Source organism: Micrococcus sp. HG099 (assembly GCF_024723355.1).
In the GTDB taxonomy this organism is placed as follows: Bacteria; Actinomycetota; Actinomycetes; order Actinomycetales; family Micrococcaceae; genus Micrococcus; species Micrococcus endophyticus.
This window is the reverse complement of sequence record NZ_JANQCJ010000040.1, coordinates 1-17,091: the sequence shown is the minus strand read 5'-3', so window position 1 is coordinate 17,091 and position 17,091 is coordinate 1. Positions and strand designations below refer to the sequence as shown.

Sequence of the window (17,091 nt, the reverse complement as noted above, 5' to 3'; positions counted from 1 at the left end):
CGGCGCGGGCGCGCCCGCCGACGCGGCGGTCGCGGGGCAGGGCCCCGACGACGGCGCCGGAGCCACGGCCGCGGGGGTCCGCGAGGACCGCTGAGCGTCCAGCATTCGGACATCCGCGTCTGAGAATGTGGCGCGAGTCGCCTTCCTCGCTACTCTCGAGCGCAACGCGACCCGCCGGGCGATCCCCGCGGCAGGGTCCGCTCACCATCGCAGGGGCCAACGTCGTCCCCTCCTCACCCCGGCCCTCCGGCCGGCCACAGGAGAAGGACGCGCCATGCAGCACCCATCGAAGACCCCGCACGCCGACCCGTTCCGCGCGTTTGCGGCCCAGCCGGAGGCGGCGGGTCTCTACGACCCGGAGCAGGAGAAGGACGCGTGCGGCCTCGCCGCCGTCGCCACCCTGCGCGGCCCGGCCACCCACAAGATCGTCCAGGACGCGCTGACCGCCCTGCGGGCGCTCGAGCACCGCGGCGCCGTGGGCGCGGACGAGGGCACCGGCGACGGCGCGGGCATCATCACCCAGGTCCCCGACGCCCTGCTGCGCGCCACCGTCTCCTTCGAGCTGCCCGCGGCGGGGGAGTACGCCGTCGGTACCGCCTTCCTGCCCCAGGACGAGGCCGCCCGCACCTCCGCGCAGGAGGCGATCGCCGAGGCCGCCGTCGTCGAGGGCCTGGACCTGCTCGGCTGGCGGCCCGTCCCCACCGACGAGTCCGTGCTCGGCCCGGGCTCGCGCGCCGTCATGCCGGTCTTCGAGCAGCTCTTCCTGGCCGTCTCCGCCGGTGAGGACGTCGAGGCCCCCGGCGAGTCGCTGGACGCCCGCGCCTGGCGCCTGCGCCGCCGCGCCCAGCGCAGCGGCGTCTACTTCCCCTCCCTGTCCTCGCGCACCCTCGTCTACAAGGGCATGCTCTCGACGGCGCAGGTCGAGCCGTTCTACCCGGACCTCTCGGACGAGCGGTACGTGACCCGCCTGGCCGTGGTCCACTCCCGCTTCTCCACGAACACGTTCCCGTCGTGGCCGCTGGCCCAGCCCTTCCGCACGATCGCGCACAACGGCGAGATCAACACCGTCAAGGGCAACCGCAACTGGATGCGGGCCCGCCAGGGCGAGCTGCGGCACCCGCTGCTCGGCGAGGTGCCCGAGGAGATGTTCCCCATCGTGAGCGCCTCCGGCTCTGACTCGGCGTCGTTCGACGAGGTGGCCGAGCTGATCCACCTGGCCGGCCGCCCGCTCTCGCACGCGATCATGATGATGGTCCCGGAGGCGTGGGAGAACCACACCACCATGGACGAGGACCGGCGCGCGTTCTACCAGTACCACTCGATGCTCATGGAGCCGTGGGACGGCCCCGCCGCGATCGCCTTCACCGACGGCGTGCAGCTCGGCTCGGTGCTGGACCGCAACGGCCTGCGCCCCGCCCGCTTCTGGGAGACCCGGGACGGGCTCGTGGTGCTCGCGTCCGAGGTCGGCGTCTTGGACATCGACCCGGCCACCGTGGTCCGCAAGGGCCGGGTCAAGCCCGGGCGGATGTTCTTGCTGGACACCGAGCAGGGCCGCATCATCGAGGACGAGGAGGTCAAGGCCGAGATCGCCGCCTCCGCCCCGTGGAAGGACTGGGTGGCCGACTCGCTGCGGCGGATCGAGGACCTGCCCGAGCGCGAGCCCGTCCGCTATCACGGCGACTCCGTCCGCCTGCGCCAGCGCCTGTTCGGCTACACGGACGAGGAGGTGCGCACGATCATCGAGCCCATGGCGCGGCACGGCGCCGAGCCCCTCGGGGCGATGGGCACGGACACCCCGATCGCGGTGCTCTCCCCGCGCCCGCGCTTGCTCTTCGACTACTTCACGCAGAACTTCGCGCAGGTGACCAACCCGCCGCTGGACTCCATCCGCGAGGAGCAGGTCACCTCGATGCGCACGTGCATCGGACCCCAGGCGAGCCTGCTCGCCGCGGGCAAGGTGACGACGGACGCCGTCGAGATCCCCTTCCCGGTGCTGGACAACGAGCAGCTCGCCCGCATCGCCGCGGTGCGCGCCGAGGACGGCACGCGCCGCGCCCTCAAGGTCAAGGGGCTCTACCTCGTGGCCGGCGGCGCCGAGGAGATGCGCTCCCGCCTCAAGGAGATCTGCGAGCAGGTCTCCGCGGCCGTCCAGCGCGGCGTGCAGTACGTGGTCCTCTCGGACCGGGACGCCAACGCGCAGTGGGCGCCCATCCCGTCCCTGCTGCTCACCTCGGCCGTGCACCACCACCTGCTGGCGAGCGCCTCGCGCACCCGCACCTCCCTGCTCGTGGAAGCCGGCGACGTGCGCGAGGTCCACCACGTGGCCGTGCTGATCGGCTACGGCGCCTCCGCCGTCAACCCGTACCTGTCCATGGAGACGGCCGAGGAGCTCGTGCGCACCGGCACGCTCACCGGCGTCACCGAGCAGGAGGCCACCCGGAACCTGATCCACGGGCTCGGCAAGGGCGTGCAGAAGATCATGTCCAAGATGGGCATCTCCACGGTGGCCTCGTACTGCGGCGCCCAGACGTTCGAGGCGCTCGGCCTCTCCCGGTCCTTCGTGGACCGCTACTTCACGGGCACCCGCTCGCCGATGGACGGGGTGGGGCTGGACGTGATCGCGGCCGAATCCGCGGCCCGCCACGCCACGGCGTTCCCCGTGGACGGCTCCTCCGCCTCCACCGTGGGCCCGCGCGGCACCTCGGGCCTGCCCGTGGGCGGCGAGTACAAGTGGCGCCGGGAGGGCCCGCCGCACCTGTTCAACCCCGAGACCGTGTTCCGCCTGCAGCACGCCACCCGCGAGCGGCGCTACGACATCTTCAAGGACTACACGCGGCGCGTGGACGAGCAGTCCGCGGACCTGATGACCCTGCGCGGCCTGCTCGGGCTCGCCACGGAGGGGCGCGAGCGCGTGCCGGTCTCCGAGGTCGAGTCCGTCGAGTCGATCGTGAAGCGGTTCTCCACCGGCGCCATGTCCTACGGCTCGATCTCCCAGGAGGCCCACGAGACGCTCGCGGTGGCCATGAACCGCCTCGGCGGGCGCTCGAACTCGGGCGAGGGCGGCGAGGACCCCGAGCGCCTGCTCGACCCGGAGCGCAACTCGCGCGTCAAGCAGATCGCCTCGGGCCGGTTCGGCGTCACGAGCCTGTACCTGTCCACCGCCACGGACCTGCAGATCAAGATGGCCCAGGGCGCCAAGCCCGGCGAGGGCGGCCAGCTCATGGGCGCCAAGGTGTACCCGTGGGTGGCGCGCACGCGGCACTCGACGCCGGGCGTCTCCCTCGTCTCCCCGCCGCCGCACCACGACATCTACTCGATCGAGGACCTCGCCCAGCTGATCCACGACCTCAAGCGCGCCAACCCGCAGGCCCGCGTGCACGTCAAGCTGGTCTCCGAGACCGGCGTGGGCACGGTGGCGGCCGGCGTGACCAAGGCGAAGGCCGACGTCGTGCTCATCTCGGGGCACGACGGCGGCACCGGCGCCTCCCCGCTGAACTCGCTCAAGCACGCCGGCACCCCGTGGGAGCTGGGGCTGAGCGAGGCCCAGCAGACGCTGCGGCTCAACGGGCTGCGCGACCGCGTGACCGTGCAGGTGGACGGCCAGCTCAAGACTGGCCGGGACGTGGTGATCGCGGCCCTGCTCGGCGCCGAGGAGTTCGGCTTCGCGACGGCGCCGCTCGTGGTCTCGGGCTGCATCATGATGCGCGTGTGCCACCTGGACACCTGCCCCGTGGGCGTGGCCACGCAGAACCCCGAGCTGCGCGCCCGCTTCACCGGCCGGCCGGAGTTCGTGGTGACGTTCTTCGAGTACATCGCCCAGGAGGTGCGCGAGCTGCTCGCCGAGCTCGGCCTGCGCTCCCTGGACGAGGCGATCGGCCGCCAGGACCTGCTGCACAAGGACGCGGCGATCGGGCACTTCAAGACCGAGGGCCTGGACCTGTCCGGCGTGCTCTCGGACGCCGGGGTGCCCGAGGAGGCCCCGCGCCGCCGGCTCACGGAGCAGGACCACCGGCTCCAGGACCAGGCGGACCAGCGCTGGCTGGACCAGGTGGCGGACGCCGTGGTCACCGAGACGCCCGTGACCGTCACGGACCGCCTCGTGAACACCGACCGCTCCGTGGGCACCCTGCTGGGCCACCGCGTCACCGCGGCCCGGCTCGACGACGAGCTGCCCCGGGATACCATCCGCATCGAGCTGACCGGCGAGGCCGGCCAGTCCCTCGGCGCCTTCCTGCCGGCCGGCGTGAGCATCACCCTGTCCGGGGACGCCAACGACTACGTAGGCAAGGGCCTCTCCGGCGGCACGGTGGCCCTGCGACCCGCCCCCGAGGCCCCCTTCGCGGCCGAGGAGAACATGATCGCCGGCAACGTGGTGGGCTACGGCGCCACCTCGGGGCGGCTGTTCCTCAACGGCCGCGTGGGGGAGCGGTTCCTGGTCCGCAACTCGGGGGCGGTCGCCGTCGTCGAGGGCATCGGCGACCACGGCCTCGAGTACATGACGGGCGGCACCGCCCTCGTGCTGGGGAACACCGGCCGCAACCTCGCGGCCGGCATGTCCGGCGGCGTCGGGTTCTTCCTGGACCTGGACCCCGCCCAGCTCAACCCGCTCGCCGTCAAGGAGGACGAGCTGCTGCTCGGCCGCCCCGAGGGCGCGGACCGCGCGCTCATCCGCGAGCTGCTCGAGGAGCACCGGGCCGCCACCGGCTCGGACCTGGCCGCGCGCCTGCTCGCCGAGCTGGACGGCCCCGCCGAGGCCGCCGAGGCGCTCTGGGAGCGCTTCACCACCGTCCTGCCGCGCCGCTACGCGGCCGTGCAGGAGATCCGAACCGAGAGCCGGGACGCCGGCACCGACCCCGACGGCGACGCCGCCTGGGCCCGAATCCTGGAGGTGACCCGTGGCTGACCCGCGCGGATTCCTGAAGCATCGCGAGCGCGTCGCGCGCCCCTCGCGCCCCGTCTCCGTCCGCATCATGGACTTCAAGGACGTCCACGTGCGCCAGGACGAGGCGATCGTGCGCACGGAGGCCTCCCGCTGCATGGACTGCGGCGTGCCCTTCTGCCACGCCGGCTGCCCCCTGGGCAACCTCATCCCCGAGTTCAACGACCTCGTGTACCGGGACGACTGGGACGAGGCCGGCGCCCGCCTCGAGGCCACCAACAACTTCCCCGAGTTCACCGGCCGGATCTGCCCCGCCCCGTGCGAGGCCTCGTGCGTGCTCGGCATCAACCAGCCGGCCGTGTCCATCAAGCAGGTGGAGCAGTCGATCGCGGACCACCTCTTCGACGCGCCCTCCCTCACCCCGCACCCGCCGCAGCGGCAGAACGGGCTGACCGTCGCCGTCGTCGGCTCGGGCCCGGCGGGCCTGGCCGCCGCCCAGCAGCTGACCCGCTCGGGGTACACCGTGGTGGTCTACGAGAAGGACGAGGCGCTCGGCGGGCTGCTGCGGTTCGGCATCCCGGACTTCAAGCTGGAGAAGCATCTGATCGACCGCCGCATCGCCCAGATGACCGAGGAGGGCACCCGGTTCCGCACCGGCGTGCGGATCGGCACGGACATGAGCTGGGAGGCGCTGCAGCGCCGCTACGACGCCGTGGTGCTGGCCACCGGCGCCCCCGTCGGCCGGGAGCTGCCCCTGCCGGGCCGTGGCCTGGACGGCATCCACCTGGCCATGGACTACCTCGTGCCCGTCAACCGGCGGGTCGCCGGCGGCGCGCCCGAGCCGATCAGCGCCCAGGGCCGGCACGTCGTGATCCTCGGCGGCGGCGACACGGGCGCGGACTGCATCGGCACCGCCCACCGCCAGGGGGCCGCCTCGGTCACCACGCTGGCGATCGGCAGGCGGCCGCCGGAGCAGCGCCCCGAGCATCAGCCCTGGCCCACCGTGCCCACCCTGTTCGAGGTCGCCTCCGCGCACGCCGAGGGCGGCGAGCGCACCTACCTCGCCTCCACCGTCGAGTTCCTCGGCGACGCGGACGGCCGGGTGCGCGCCCTGAAGGTGGCCGAGACCGAGATCCGGGCCGACGGCACCCGCGGCCCGCGCGCCGGCACCGAGCACGAGATCCCGGCCGACCTCGTGCTGCTGGCCCTCGGCTTCACGGGCGCGGACCTGGACGAGCTCGTGGACCGCTCCGCCGTGAGCCTCGAGCGCGGCCTTGTGGTCCGCGACGAGACGTACGCCACGCAGGCCCCGGGCGTGTTCGCCTGCGGCGACGTCTCCCGCGGCGCCTCGCTCGTGGTGTGGGCGATCGCCGAGGGCCGCGCCGTCGCGGCCGAGGTGGACCGGTTCCTCACGGGGGACACCATGCTCCCGGCGCCGGTCCGGCCCTCCGACCACGGCTTCGTCCTGAGGTGAACGGCGGGGCGCGCCCCTCGGACGGGGGGCGCGTCCGTGCCTAGAGTGGACCCATGAGACACGCCAAGATCATCGCCACCTTTGGGCCCGCCACCGCCTCCGACGAGACCACCCGCGCGATCATCCGGGCGGGGGCGGACGTGGTCCGCCTCAACATGAGCCACGGTGACCACGAGGTGCACGCGGGCTCCTTCGAGCGCGTGCGCCGGCTCAGCGTGGAGGAGCGGCGCCCGGTCGCGATCTTCGCGGACCTGCAGGGCCCCAAGATCCGCCTCGGCCGCTTCGCCGACGGCCCCCACGGCCTCGAGACGGGGGACCGCTTCACCATCACCACGCGCGACGTCGAGGGCACCGCGGACCTCGTGGGGACCACCCACGCCGGCCTGCCCGGGGACGTCCGCCCGGGGGACACCCTCCTTGTGGATGACGGCAAGGTGCGCCTGCGCGCCGTCGAGGTGACCGACACGGACGTCGTCACCGAGGTCGAGGTCGGCGGGGACGTCTCGGACAACAAGGGCATCAACCTGCCCGGCGTCGCCGTCGACGTGCCCGCCCTGTCCGAGAAGGACGAGGAGGACCTGCGTTGGGCGCTGCGCACCGGCGTGGACATGGTGGCCCTGTCCTTCGTGCGCGACGCCGCGGACATCGAGCGCGTGCACGAGATCATGGACGAGGAGGAGCGCCGCATCCCCGTCATCGCCAAGATCGAGAAGCCGCAGGCCGTGGACAACCTCGAGGCGATCGTGGACGCGTTCGACGCCGTCATGGTGGCCCGCGGCGACCTCGGCGTCGAGCTGCCCCTGGAGGACGTGCCGGTCGTGCAGAAGCGCGCCGTGGACCTGGCCCGCCGCTGGGCGAAGCCCGTGATCGTGGCCACCCAGGTGCTCGAGTCCATGATCGAGAACCCGCGCCCCACCCGGGCGGAGGCCTCGGACTGCGCCAACGCGGTCCTCGACGGCGCCGATGCCGTCATGCTCTCCGGCGAGACCTCCGTGGGCCGCTACCCGGTCGAGACGGTCCAGACCATGGCCCGGATCATCGAGTCCACGGAGACCCACGGGCTCGAGATGATCCACCCGCTCGGCTCGCGCCCGCGCACCCGCGGCGGCGCCATCACCCGGGCCGCCGTCGAGGTCGCGGACCAGCTGGACATCCCGTTCCTGGCCACGTTCACGGAGTCCGGGGACTCGGCCCGGCGCCTGAGCCGGCTGCGCCCGCGCCAGCCCATCTACGCGTTCACGCACCGCGAGCACACCCACAACATCCTGTGCCTGACGTGGGGTGTCTACCCGAAGATGGTCTCCTTCCAGGACTCCACGGACAAGATGACCCTCCAGGTGGAGGAGTCGCTCACCTCCGAGGGCATCGCCGAGCGCGGGGACCTCGTGGTGATCGCGGCCGGCTCGCCTCCCGGGAAGGTCGGCTCGACGAACACGCTGCGCGTGCACCGCGTGGGGGACGACGCCGGCGGCGGCTCGTCCCCGGCGCGCCCGGTCCAGAAGGAGCCGGTGGGCTTCTGGCCGGCCCGGTCCCCGCTCTGAGCGGGGCGGGCGCGGGGCGGCTCAGCGCACCTGGTCGATGACGGCCTGGGCCACCTCGCGCATGGTCAGCCGGCGGTCCATGGAGGTCTTCTGGATCCAGCGGAAGGACTGCGCCTCGCTCAGGCGCATGCGGTCCTGCAGCACCGACTTCGCCCGGTCCACGAGCTTGCGCGTCTCGAGTCGGTCGCCCAGGTCCCGCACCTCGGACTCGAGGCTGCGCAGCTCCTCGAATCGGGCCACGGCGAGCTCGACTGCGGGCACGAGGTCGTGCTCGGTGAACGGCTTGACCACGTACGCCATGGCGCCGGCCGTGCGGGCGCGCTCCACGAGGTCGCGCTGGCTGAACGCGGTGAGCATGACGACCGGGGCCAGGCGTTCCTGCGCGATCTCGCTCGCCGCCGCGATGCCGTCCATGACGGGCATCTGCACGTCCATCACGACGATGTCCGGGCGGTGCTCGCGCACCGCGGCCACGGCGGCGGCGCCGTCGCCGGCCTCGGCGACCACCTCGTAGCCGGCGCCGGTCAGCACCTCCACCAGGTCCAGGCGGATCAGGGTCTCGTCCTCGGCGACGACGGCCCGCAGGCCGGTCCCCTCGGCAGGCGTCGTCATCGACACGTCAGCTCCTTCGCGTGCAGGGCCGGGCGGCGCGCCGCGGGTGGCGACGCCGGTCGGCCTCCAGGCTACCGCCCCGCGCCGCCCCCGTCCGGGGCGGGTCGGTTCGTGTTCCCGCCGGCCGGAGGGCTCCGGGGCGCTGATAGGGTGGTCCCACCCCGCCTCCGGGCGGCCCTGCCCGAATGGTGGAATCGGTAGACACGCCGCACTCAAAATGCGGTGCCGAGAGGCGTGTGGGTTCGAGTCCCACTTCGGGCACCGCAGGCGTGCGGCCACGGTCCGCACCGCCGCATCCGCGTCCGTACGACCGAACCCGAGGGTGTCCCGTGCTCCTGACCAGCCTCCTGCTGACCCTCCTCCCAGTGGCGGCCGCCGTGCCGGTCTCCCGCCGGCTGGGCAGGGACGCGGGCTGGGTGCTCGCCCTGCCGCTGCTGGCCGCCGCAGGCGTGCTGGCCGCGGCCTGGAGCGGCGGCGTCGAGGCGGAGCACCACCCGTGGATCCCCGCGATCGGGGTGGACCTGGACCTGCGCCTCGACGGCCTCGCCCTCGTGTTCTCCATGATCGTGCTCGTGATCGGCGCCGCGATCCTGGCCTACTCCAGCCGCTACCTGGGGCGCGACCCCGCGGTGCACCGGCACGGCACGTTCTACCTCCTCATGACGGCGTTCGCGGCCTCCATGCTCCTGCTGGTGCTCGCCGACAACCTCGTCGTCCTGTTCGTCGCGTGGGAGTTCACCTCCTTCGCCTCCTTCTTCCTCATCGGACGCTCAGGCGACCACGCCCGCGACCCCGCGATCCGCACGCTGCTCGTGACGGTCGGCGGCGGGCTCGCCCTGCTGGCCGCGGTCGCGACCATGGTCGCCACCACGGGCACCGCGTCCCTGAGCGGGGTGCTCGACAGCGGGATCTGGCAGGACCCGACGCTCAGCACGGTGCTCGCGGTGCTCCTGGCCGTGGCGGCCTTCACGAAGTCCGCCCAGTTCCCGTTCCAGTCCTGGCTGCCGGACTCCATGGTGGCCATCTCCCCGGTCTCGGCGTACCTGCACGCCGCGGCGATGGTGAAGGCCGGCGTGTTCCTGCTGCTCGTGTTCAGCCCCGTGCTGGCCGGCCACGCCGTCTGGTCCGCGCTGCTGCTCATCTCCGGCCTGACCACCGCGGTGTTCGGTGCGGTGGCCGCCATCCGCCGCCACGACCTCAAGGGGCTGCTGGCCTACTCCACCATGAGCCAGCTGGGCCTGCTGACCGCCGTCATCGGCATCGGCACCCCCGCGGCCCTGACCGCCGCGATCGTGCACACCGTGGCGCACGCGCTGTTCAAGAGCTCCCTGTTCATGCTCGTCGGGGTCGTGGACCACCAGGCCGGGACCCGGGACCTGCGCGTCCTGGCCGGCCGGCGGGTTCGGCTGTCGGTCACGGGCACCGCCCTGGCCGTGGCCGCCCTGTCGATGGCAGGCATCCCGCCGCTGCTCGGCTTCGTCTCCAAGGAGGGCCTGCTCGACGCCGCCCTCGGCACCCCCGGGCCGGCCTGGGCGGGCCCGGCCGTCACGGCGGCCATCGCCCTGGCCTCCGTCTTCACGGTCGCCTACTCCGGCCGCCTCGTGCTCGGCGCCCTCGGCCTGTGGGGGCCGAGCCCCGCCGGCGCGCCCGAGCCCTGGGAGTCCGGCCGCGGCGAGGAGGTCCACGAGGCGCCCGCCGCGTTCTGGGCGATGCCCGTGCTGGCCGCCGCGGCCGGCGTCGTGCTCGGCCTTGTCCCGCACGTGCTGGACGCCCCCGTCTCCGCCTCCGCGCACGCCGCCTCCGGCACCGAGGTGCACGCCCACCTGGCCCTGTGGCACGGGGTGAACCCGGCCCTGCTGGTCTCCGCGGCCGTCATCGCCACCGGCGTGGTCCTCGTGCTGCTGCGCCGCCCGGTCGAGCGGATCGCCGCGCGCGCCGCGCTGCCGTTCTCCGGCCTCGGCGCGGTCGACGCCGCCCGGCACGGCCTCGTCTCGCTCGGCGCCCTCGTGGACCGGTCCTCCGGCACCATCGCCCCGCGCGTGCACCTGCTGATCCCGGCCCTCGTGCTCGGGGCCTTCGCCCTGGCCGGCGCGCTCACCGTGGACGACCTGCCCGCCGTGGTGGGCACCCCCTCCCGGTGGCACGACTGGGCGCTCGTGCTCCTCGTGGGCGCTGGCGTCGTGGCGACCATCCGCGCGAAGACCCGCATCAGCGCCATGGTGGTGGTCGGCGTCGTGGGCTTCGGCGTGACCCTGTGGTTCTTCACCCTCGGCGCCGTGGACGTCGCGCTCACCCAGCTGCTCGTGGAGGTGCTCACCGTCTGCGTCATGGTGCTGCTGCTGCGGCGCCTGCCGGGGCGGTTCCGGGACGAGGCGGCCCCCCGCCGGGTGCAGGCCGTCGTCGCCGCGACCATCGCCGGCGTGGCCGCCACCGTCGGCGTCCTGGCCTTCACCGGGCGCAGCGAGATGTCCGAGATCGCGCACTTCTACCTCACCCAGACCTACGCGCAGGCCGGCGGCGTGAACGTGGTCAACGTGATCCTCGTGGACTTCCGCGCGCTGGACACCCTGGGGGAGATGACCGTCCTCGGCGCCACGGGCCTGACCGTGGCCGCCCTGCTGCTGAACCGCCGCCCGGCCCCGCCCCAGCGCTCGGCGGTGGACCTGCGCTCGCCCCTGGCGCACGTGCGCGAGAACCTCGTGCACATCCGGGTGTTCGGCCGCGTCTTCGGGGTGCTGATCATCGCGCTCTCCGTGCTCCTGCTGCTGCGCGGACACTACGAGCCCGGTGGCGGCTTCATCGCCGCCCTCGTCGCCGGCGCCGGCTACGCCCTGCTCTACCTGGCGGCGGACCACGACACGGACCGCCGGCTGCAGTGGCCGTACCTCACGCTGATCGGCGGCGGCATCGCCCTGGGCGCCCTCACCGGCGTCGCCGGCTACCTCACGGGCAAGGGCTTCCTCGGAGCGGCCGGCGTCAAGATCCTCGGCTACGGCCTGTCCACGACGCTCGCGTTCGACCTGGGCGTCTACCTCGCCGTGCTCGGCCTGATCGTCGCGGCCTTCTCCCTGCTCGGACCCGAGCGCTCGGAGACGGAGGCGGGGATCGAGCCCGATCCCACGTCGCCGACCGCCGACCCGGCCGCTGGGCAGGCCGCTGAGCCGACCACGGCGCCGGGCACGGCGCCGACCCCCGCCGCCGCACGAGAGGAGACGAGCCGATGACCATCGCCATCACGGTGGGACTGCTGACCTTCGGGGCGTTCTACCTGTTCTCCAAGCGCGAGCTGCTGCGCGTCATCCTGGGCATGGTGCTGCTCGGGCACGCCGCCAACCTCGCGATCATCGCCGCCGGCGGCACGGACCGCCGCGGCCTGCCGTTCGCCGGCCGCGGCGACGTCGAGACCCAGGCCGACGCGCTGCCCCAGGCATTCGTGCTCACCGCCATCGTGATCGCCTTCGCGATCACCGTCCTGCTGCTCACCCTGGCCGTCACCGGCCGTGACGACGACGCCGTGGCGGACGGCCACGAGGCGCCGGACCCCCTCGAGCAGGCCGCCGCGGACGCCCGCTTCCCGCGCGAGGAGCTGCGCGCCGCCGCCGCCCGCCTGGGCCGCGAGGCCGAGGCCCGGGACGGGGGCCGCGCATGAGCCCCGAGGCGCTCGGGCAGCTGCTGCCCCTGTTCGTCGCCGGCCCGCTGATCACGGCCGGCCTGCTGACCCTCGCCGGCGACCGGCCGCGCGTGCACCGGCTCGTCGTCGCGCTGGTCCTGGCCCTCACCGCCGGCGCCGGCGCGCTGATCATCGCCCGCTCTCTCGACGGCGACGTGCTCGCCACCTCCGTGGGCGGCTGGCCGGGCGGCATCGGCATCGGCTTCGCCGCGGACATGCTCACGGGGCTCATGCTCCTGCTCACGAGCCTGCTCACCCTGGTGGGCGTCAACCTGGCCCACGGCACCCGCGTGGTGAACTCGCTGTACTTCGGCCCGCTCATGCTCGTGCTGATGGCCGGCGTGAACGGGGCGCTGCTCACCGCGGACCTGTTCAACCTCTTCGTGTTCATCGAGGTCATGCTGCTGCCCAGCTACGGCCTCTACGTCCTCTCCGCGAACCGCCGCGAGCCGCTGCGCCGCGTGGACGGCGCCCGCCTGTACGTGACGCTGAACCTGCTCACCTCCACGATTCTCGTGGTGGCCGTGGGCTTCCTCTACGCCCTCACCGGCACCGTCAACCTCGCCGTCATGGCCGGGGCGGCGGCGCGGGACGAACGGGTGGCGATCGCCGGCGGCCTCGTGCTGTTCGCCCTGTCCATCAAGGCCTCCGTCGTGCCCCTGCACGGTTGGCTGGCCCGGGCCTACCCTTCGACGTCGCCCGCGGTCACCGCGATCTTCGCCGCCCTGCACACCAAGGTGGCCGTCTACGCCCTGTACCGGGTGTTCTCCGTGCTCTTCGACAACGACGCCCGCTTCCTGCCGCTGCTGCTCGCGCTGGCCGGGCTCACGCTGGCCGTGGGCGCCCTGGCCTCCGTCGGCGTGCACGGCGTGCGCCTCGTGCTCTCCTGGCAGATGGTCAGCGGCATCGGCGGCATCCTCGTCGGGCTCGGGCTGTCCACGCAGCTGGGGCTGTCCGCGGGCCTGTTCTACCTCGTCCACCACATGGTCGCCATGGGGTGCCTGCTGGCCGCGACGGCCGCCGTCGAGGTGCGCTACGGCACCGGGCGGCTCGCAGATCTGCGGGGACTGGCCAAGCGCGAGCCGCTCATCGCCGTGGTCTTCTTCGTGGGGCTGCTCTCGATCGTGGGCATCCCGCCGTTCTCCGGCTTCGTCGGCAAGCTCATGCTGGTCACCGCGGGCGTCGAGGCCGGGCGCCTCGTCACGGTCGCCGTGGTCCTCGTGGGCAGCCTCGTGAGCCTGTGGGCGCTGCTGCGCGTGTGGGACGCCTGGTTCTGGGGCGAGCCCGGGACGCCGCACGGCCTGCGGGAGCGCCTGGCCACCGCCGCCCTGCCCGTGGTGGGGCGCGGCGCGGAGCGGACCGGGCCCTCGGGCCGGGGCTCCAGCACGGACCACGAGCGGACCGAGTCGTGGACCTCCACCCAGACCATCGACCCGCCCACCGGCGTCCTGCCGGTCACCTTCGCCGCGGACGAGGACGTGACGCGCTCGCGCATCCCGGTCCGCCTGGCGATGCCGGGCGTCGTGCTCGCGGCCGCCACCCTGGTGCTCGGCCTCGCCGGCCAGGCGCTGTGGACCCTCACCGACGTCGCCGCGCAGGGCCTGCTGGACCCCGCGCGGTACATCGAGGCGGTGCTGGCCCCGTGACGAGCACCCCGACCGACGGCTCGAGAGGAGCTGACCCCGTGCACGCCGACCCCTCATCCGACCGGCACGTCCCCGCGGACGGCACCGTGGTGCTGGCGCCGGGCCGCGCCTCGGCGCTGTCCTGGCCCTGGCGCTGGCTGGTGTTCTGGTGCTGGTACGCCTGGGCGCTGGTCACCTCCTCCGAGGCCGTCCTCAAGGACCTGGTGACGCCCGGCGACCAGGCGCGCTCCGGGATCGCCCGGATCCGCAGCAACTGCCGCACGGACGCGGAGGTGACCCTGCTCTCCGCACTCATCACGCTCACCCCGGGCACGCTGACGCTCGGCACGCGCCGGGCCGGCGCCCGCGGCGAGGAGCCGGGGGACCCGGGCGCGACGCGCCTGCTCTACGTGCACGGGCTCTACGCGGACGACGCGGACGCCCTGCGCGGGGAGATCCATGACATGGAGCGCCGGCTGCTCCACGCGATGCGGAAGCAGGGGGTGGCCTGATGCCGGTGGACTACGACTGGTCCCACCTCGGGATCGACGTGGCCGTGGCCCTGCTGGCCGTGGCGGCGCTGGTCTCGGCCTACCGGATTGTGAAGGGCCCGCTCGACGCGGACCGCGCGGTCTCCGGCGACCTGCTCACGTTCAGCATCCTCGGGATGCTGGTGCTGTTCGGCGTGCGCATGGACAACCCGTTCACCTTCGACCTCGTCCTGGTGGCCGCGATCGTCGCGTTCCTGTCCGGCATGTCCCTGGCCCGCGCGCTCACGCGCGGCAAGCGTTGAGGAGGACGCCGTGGACCTCGTCCTGACCGTGATCGGCTCGGTGCTCGTGGTGGCCGGCGCCCTGGTGTTCGTCACCGCCGGGCTCGGCCTCATCCGCTTCCCCGACCCGTACACCCGCATCTCCGCGACCGGCACGGCCGGCGGCGTGGGGATGATCCTCATCGTGGTGGGCGGGCTCGTGCTCGCCCCGAGCGTGGCAAACGTCGTTAAGGTCGCCCTGATCGTGGTCCTGCAGCTGGGCTCGGCCGCCGTGGCCACCATGGCCCTGGGCCGCTCTGCGTACCTCACGGGTGTGCCCATGAACCCGGGCCACTACGACGAGCTCGCCGAGGACACGCCGGGCCGCGAGCACGGCGAGCCCGCCCCGCGCACCCCCGACGCGTCCTGAGCACGGGCGCCGCCTGAACGCGGGCACCGCCTGCGCGCCGGCGCTGTGCGAGCGCGCCCGCCCGGCGGCTCAGCCGCGCCCGCGCAGCACCATGTTCGTGATGCGGGCGGTGGACAGGCGCCGGCCCTGCTCGTCCGTCATCACCACCTCGTGGGTGGTGAGCGTGCCGCCGAGGTGGATCGCCGTGGCCGTGCCCGTGACCAGCCCGGAGCGGGCGGCGCGGTGGTGGGTGGCGCCGATCTCGATCCCGACGACGCCGCGCTCGGGTCCGGCGTGCAGCTTCGCCGCCATGGACCCGAGGGACTCGGCGAGCACCAGGTGGGCGCCGCCGTGCAGCAGGCCGGCGGGCTGCTCGTTGCCGGCGACGGGCATCGTGGCGACCGCGCGCTCGGGGGTGAGCTCGAGGAAGCGGATGCCCATCTTCTGGGCCAGGGGGCTCACGGTGGCCCCGCCGAGGGCGGCCACGAGCTCGGGCGTCAGGCCCGCGGCGGCGCACGCGGCCTCCAGCTGCGCGTCCGTCAGCTCGGGGGTCACCCCGGGCCGGTAGACGAGGTCGGAGGTCGGGGCGGGGGCGGCGTCGGCGCGCTCGGCGTGGTCGGTCATGGCCACTAGGCTGGCACACGCGACGGGCGCGACCGCGCCGCGCGCCGAGAGGAGACGTGAGCACCCATGGCGGCAGATCCGACCCCGGAGGACCCGCAGCGCCTGCTGGTCCTGGACGGTCACTCGATGGCGTTCCGCGCGTTCTACGCGCTGCCCGCCGAGAACTTCGCCACGGACACGGGCCAGCACACCAACGCCGTGTACGGCTTCACCGCCATGCTGCTCACCATGATCCGCCAGCAGCGGCCCACGCACGTGGCGGTCGCGTTCGACCTCTCGGGCCCCACGTTCCGCTCCGAGGAGTACGGCGAGTACAAGGCGGGGCGCTCCGAGACCCCCGCGGAGTTCGCCGGGCAGATCGAGTTGACCGTGAAGGTCATGGAGGCCCTGGGCATCCCCACGATCACCCTGGAGGGCTACGAGGCGGACGACATCGTGGCCACCCTCTCCGCCCGCGCCGAGGAGGCCGGCTGGGAGGCCGTCGTCGTCTCCGGCGACCGCGACGCGTTCCAGCTGATCTCCGAGCGCACCACCGTGCTCTACCCGAAGAAGGGCGTCTCGGACATCCCGCCGATGGACGCCGACGCGGTGATGGCCAAGTACGGGGTGTCCCCGGCCCAGTACCCGGAGCTGGCCGCCCTCGTGGGCGAGGCGGCGGACAACCTGCCCGGCGTGCCCGGGGTGGGCCCCGGCTTCGCCGCCAAGTGGCTCACCCAGTACGGGGACCTGGACGGCGTCCTGGCCCACGCGGACGAGATCAAGGGCAAGAAGGGCGAGGCCCTGCGCGCCCACCTGGACGACGTGCGCCGCAACCGCCGCCTCAACGCCCTCGTCCGGGACCTGGACCTGCCGATCGGCCTTGAGGCCATGGCCCTGGAGATGCCCGAGCGGGAGCCCGTGGAGGAGCTCTTCGACGCCCTGCAGTTCAACCGCATCCGCGAGCGGGTGTTCGAGGTGTTCTCCGAACGGCTCGGCGAGACGGCGCCCGCCGCCCAGGTGGAGGAGGCGCCGGAGTTCACCGAGGCCGCCACGGCCCAAGACGTCGCCGACTTCCTCGCCGCCGAGGCCGGGAACCTGCTCGGCGTGCACGTGGATGTGGAGGGCCCGGCCCTGCTGCCCAAGCGCAAGGTGCCCGTGCCGGGGACCTTCGGCACCGCCGTGGGCGTCGCCCTCGTGGGCGAGCACGCCGGCCTGCACGTCAGCCTCGACGCCGACGCGCCCGACCCCGCGCTGCTGGCCGCCCTGCGGGAGGCCCTCGGCGAGGGCGGGCTCTCCAAGGCCGTCCACGATCTCAAGCGCGTCCTCAAGGCGATCGCCGAGCCCGCCGAGGCGACCGCCCTCGAGGCCGGCACGCCCCTGGACGGCGTCGTGGACGACGTCCTGCTCTCCGCCTACCTCATCCAGCCGGACCGCCGCGACACCTCTCTCGAGGCGCTGGCCGAGGCGCACCTGCACACCCCGCTGGCCGCCCCCCGCGAGCCCGCCGAGGCCGACGCGCAGGGGGCC

At 73.8% G+C, this 17,091-nt stretch carries 12 protein-coding genes and 1 tRNA gene; 11 read left to right on the top strand and 2 right to left on the bottom strand.

The window, feature by feature from the left end; translation table 11 throughout:
- The first annotated feature begins 274 nt into the window (after nucleotides 1–274).
- From gltB to pyk, 3 genes are read left to right on the top strand one after another with little or no spacing between them, the layout of a single operon-like run.
- The gene (gene gltB, locus NWP10_RS05440) at nucleotides 275–4,903 is read left to right on the top strand and encodes a glutamate synthase large subunit (RefSeq protein WP_258300148.1); all 4,629 of its coding nucleotides are present in this window, start codon (nucleotides 275–277) and stop codon (nucleotides 4,901–4,903) included.
- The gene (locus tag NWP10_RS05435; RefSeq protein ID WP_258300147.1) at nucleotides 4,896–6,353 is read left to right on the top strand and encodes a glutamate synthase subunit beta; all 1,458 of its coding nucleotides are present in this window, start codon (nucleotides 4,896–4,898) and stop codon (nucleotides 6,351–6,353) included. Before gltB ends, NWP10_RS05435 begins: the two co-directional genes overlap by 8 nt.
- A gap of 53 nt (nucleotides 6,354–6,406) precedes the next feature.
- Nucleotides 6,407–7,894: a pyruvate kinase gene (gene pyk / locus NWP10_RS05430; protein ID WP_017488360.1), complete on the top strand. Its 1,488-nt coding sequence runs from the start codon at nucleotides 6,407–6,409 to the stop codon at nucleotides 7,892–7,894.
- Between the two features lie 21 nt (nucleotides 7,895–7,915).
- Here the strand turns inward: pyk and NWP10_RS05425 are convergent, their stop codons facing one another.
- Nucleotides 7,916–8,512 carry an ANTAR domain-containing response regulator gene (locus tag NWP10_RS05425; RefSeq protein WP_017488359.1) on the bottom strand — a complete coding sequence of 199 codons (597 nt, stop codon included), beginning with the start codon at nucleotides 8,510–8,512 and terminating at the stop codon, nucleotides 7,916–7,918.
- A 173-nt stretch (nucleotides 8,513–8,685) separates the two neighbouring features.
- Here NWP10_RS05425 and NWP10_RS05420 point away from each other — a divergent pair.
- The 7 genes from NWP10_RS05420 (at nucleotide 8,686) to NWP10_RS05390 (ending at nucleotide 14,982) form a co-directional block, all read left to right on the top strand.
- Nucleotides 8,686–8,767: transfer RNA gene (locus tag NWP10_RS05420), tRNA-Leu, on the top strand.
- A 68-nt stretch (nucleotides 8,768–8,835) separates the two neighbouring features.
- Entirely contained in the window at nucleotides 8,836–11,730 is a 2,895-nt protein-coding gene (locus NWP10_RS05415) for a DUF4040 family protein (RefSeq protein WP_258300146.1), read from the top strand.
- Nucleotides 11,727–12,155, top strand: a complete 429-nt coding sequence (locus tag NWP10_RS05410) for a cation:proton antiporter subunit C (protein ID WP_258300145.1) — start codon at nucleotides 11,727–11,729, stop codon at nucleotides 12,153–12,155. The genes NWP10_RS05415 and NWP10_RS05410 overlap by 4 nt, the downstream gene beginning before the upstream one ends.
- A complete protein-coding gene (locus NWP10_RS05405) occupies nucleotides 12,152–13,822 on the top strand; it encodes a monovalent cation/H+ antiporter subunit D family protein (RefSeq protein WP_258300144.1) in 1,671 nt (556 codons plus the stop codon). Before NWP10_RS05410 ends, NWP10_RS05405 begins: the two co-directional genes overlap by 4 nt.
- A 38-nt stretch (nucleotides 13,823–13,860) precedes the next feature.
- A complete protein-coding gene (locus tag NWP10_RS05400) occupies nucleotides 13,861–14,313 on the top strand; it encodes a Na+/H+ antiporter subunit E (RefSeq protein WP_258300143.1) in 453 nt (150 codons plus the stop codon).
- The gene (locus NWP10_RS05395) at nucleotides 14,313–14,594 is read left to right on the top strand and encodes a monovalent cation/H+ antiporter complex subunit F (protein ID WP_017489398.1); all 282 of its coding nucleotides are present in this window, start codon (nucleotides 14,313–14,315) and stop codon (nucleotides 14,592–14,594) included. The genes NWP10_RS05400 and NWP10_RS05395 overlap by 1 nt, the downstream gene beginning before the upstream one ends.
- Before the next feature lie 10 nt (nucleotides 14,595–14,604).
- A complete protein-coding gene (locus NWP10_RS05390) occupies nucleotides 14,605–14,982 on the top strand; it encodes a monovalent cation/H(+) antiporter subunit G (protein ID WP_158494648.1) in 378 nt (125 codons plus the stop codon).
- A 69-nt stretch (nucleotides 14,983–15,051) separates the two neighbouring features.
- Here NWP10_RS05390 and NWP10_RS05385 read toward each other — a convergent pair whose 3' ends face one another.
- Nucleotides 15,052–15,585 (bottom strand): PaaI family thioesterase, encoded by a 534-nt coding sequence (locus NWP10_RS05385; RefSeq protein ID WP_258300142.1) that lies wholly within the window; start codon nucleotides 15,583–15,585, stop codon nucleotides 15,052–15,054.
- Between the two features lie 66 nt (nucleotides 15,586–15,651).
- Here NWP10_RS05385 and NWP10_RS05380 point away from each other — a divergent pair.
- A partial coding sequence (locus NWP10_RS05380; RefSeq protein WP_309137700.1) for a 5'-3' exonuclease H3TH domain-containing protein occupies nucleotides 15,652–17,091 on the top strand: 1,440 nt, incomplete at its 3' end.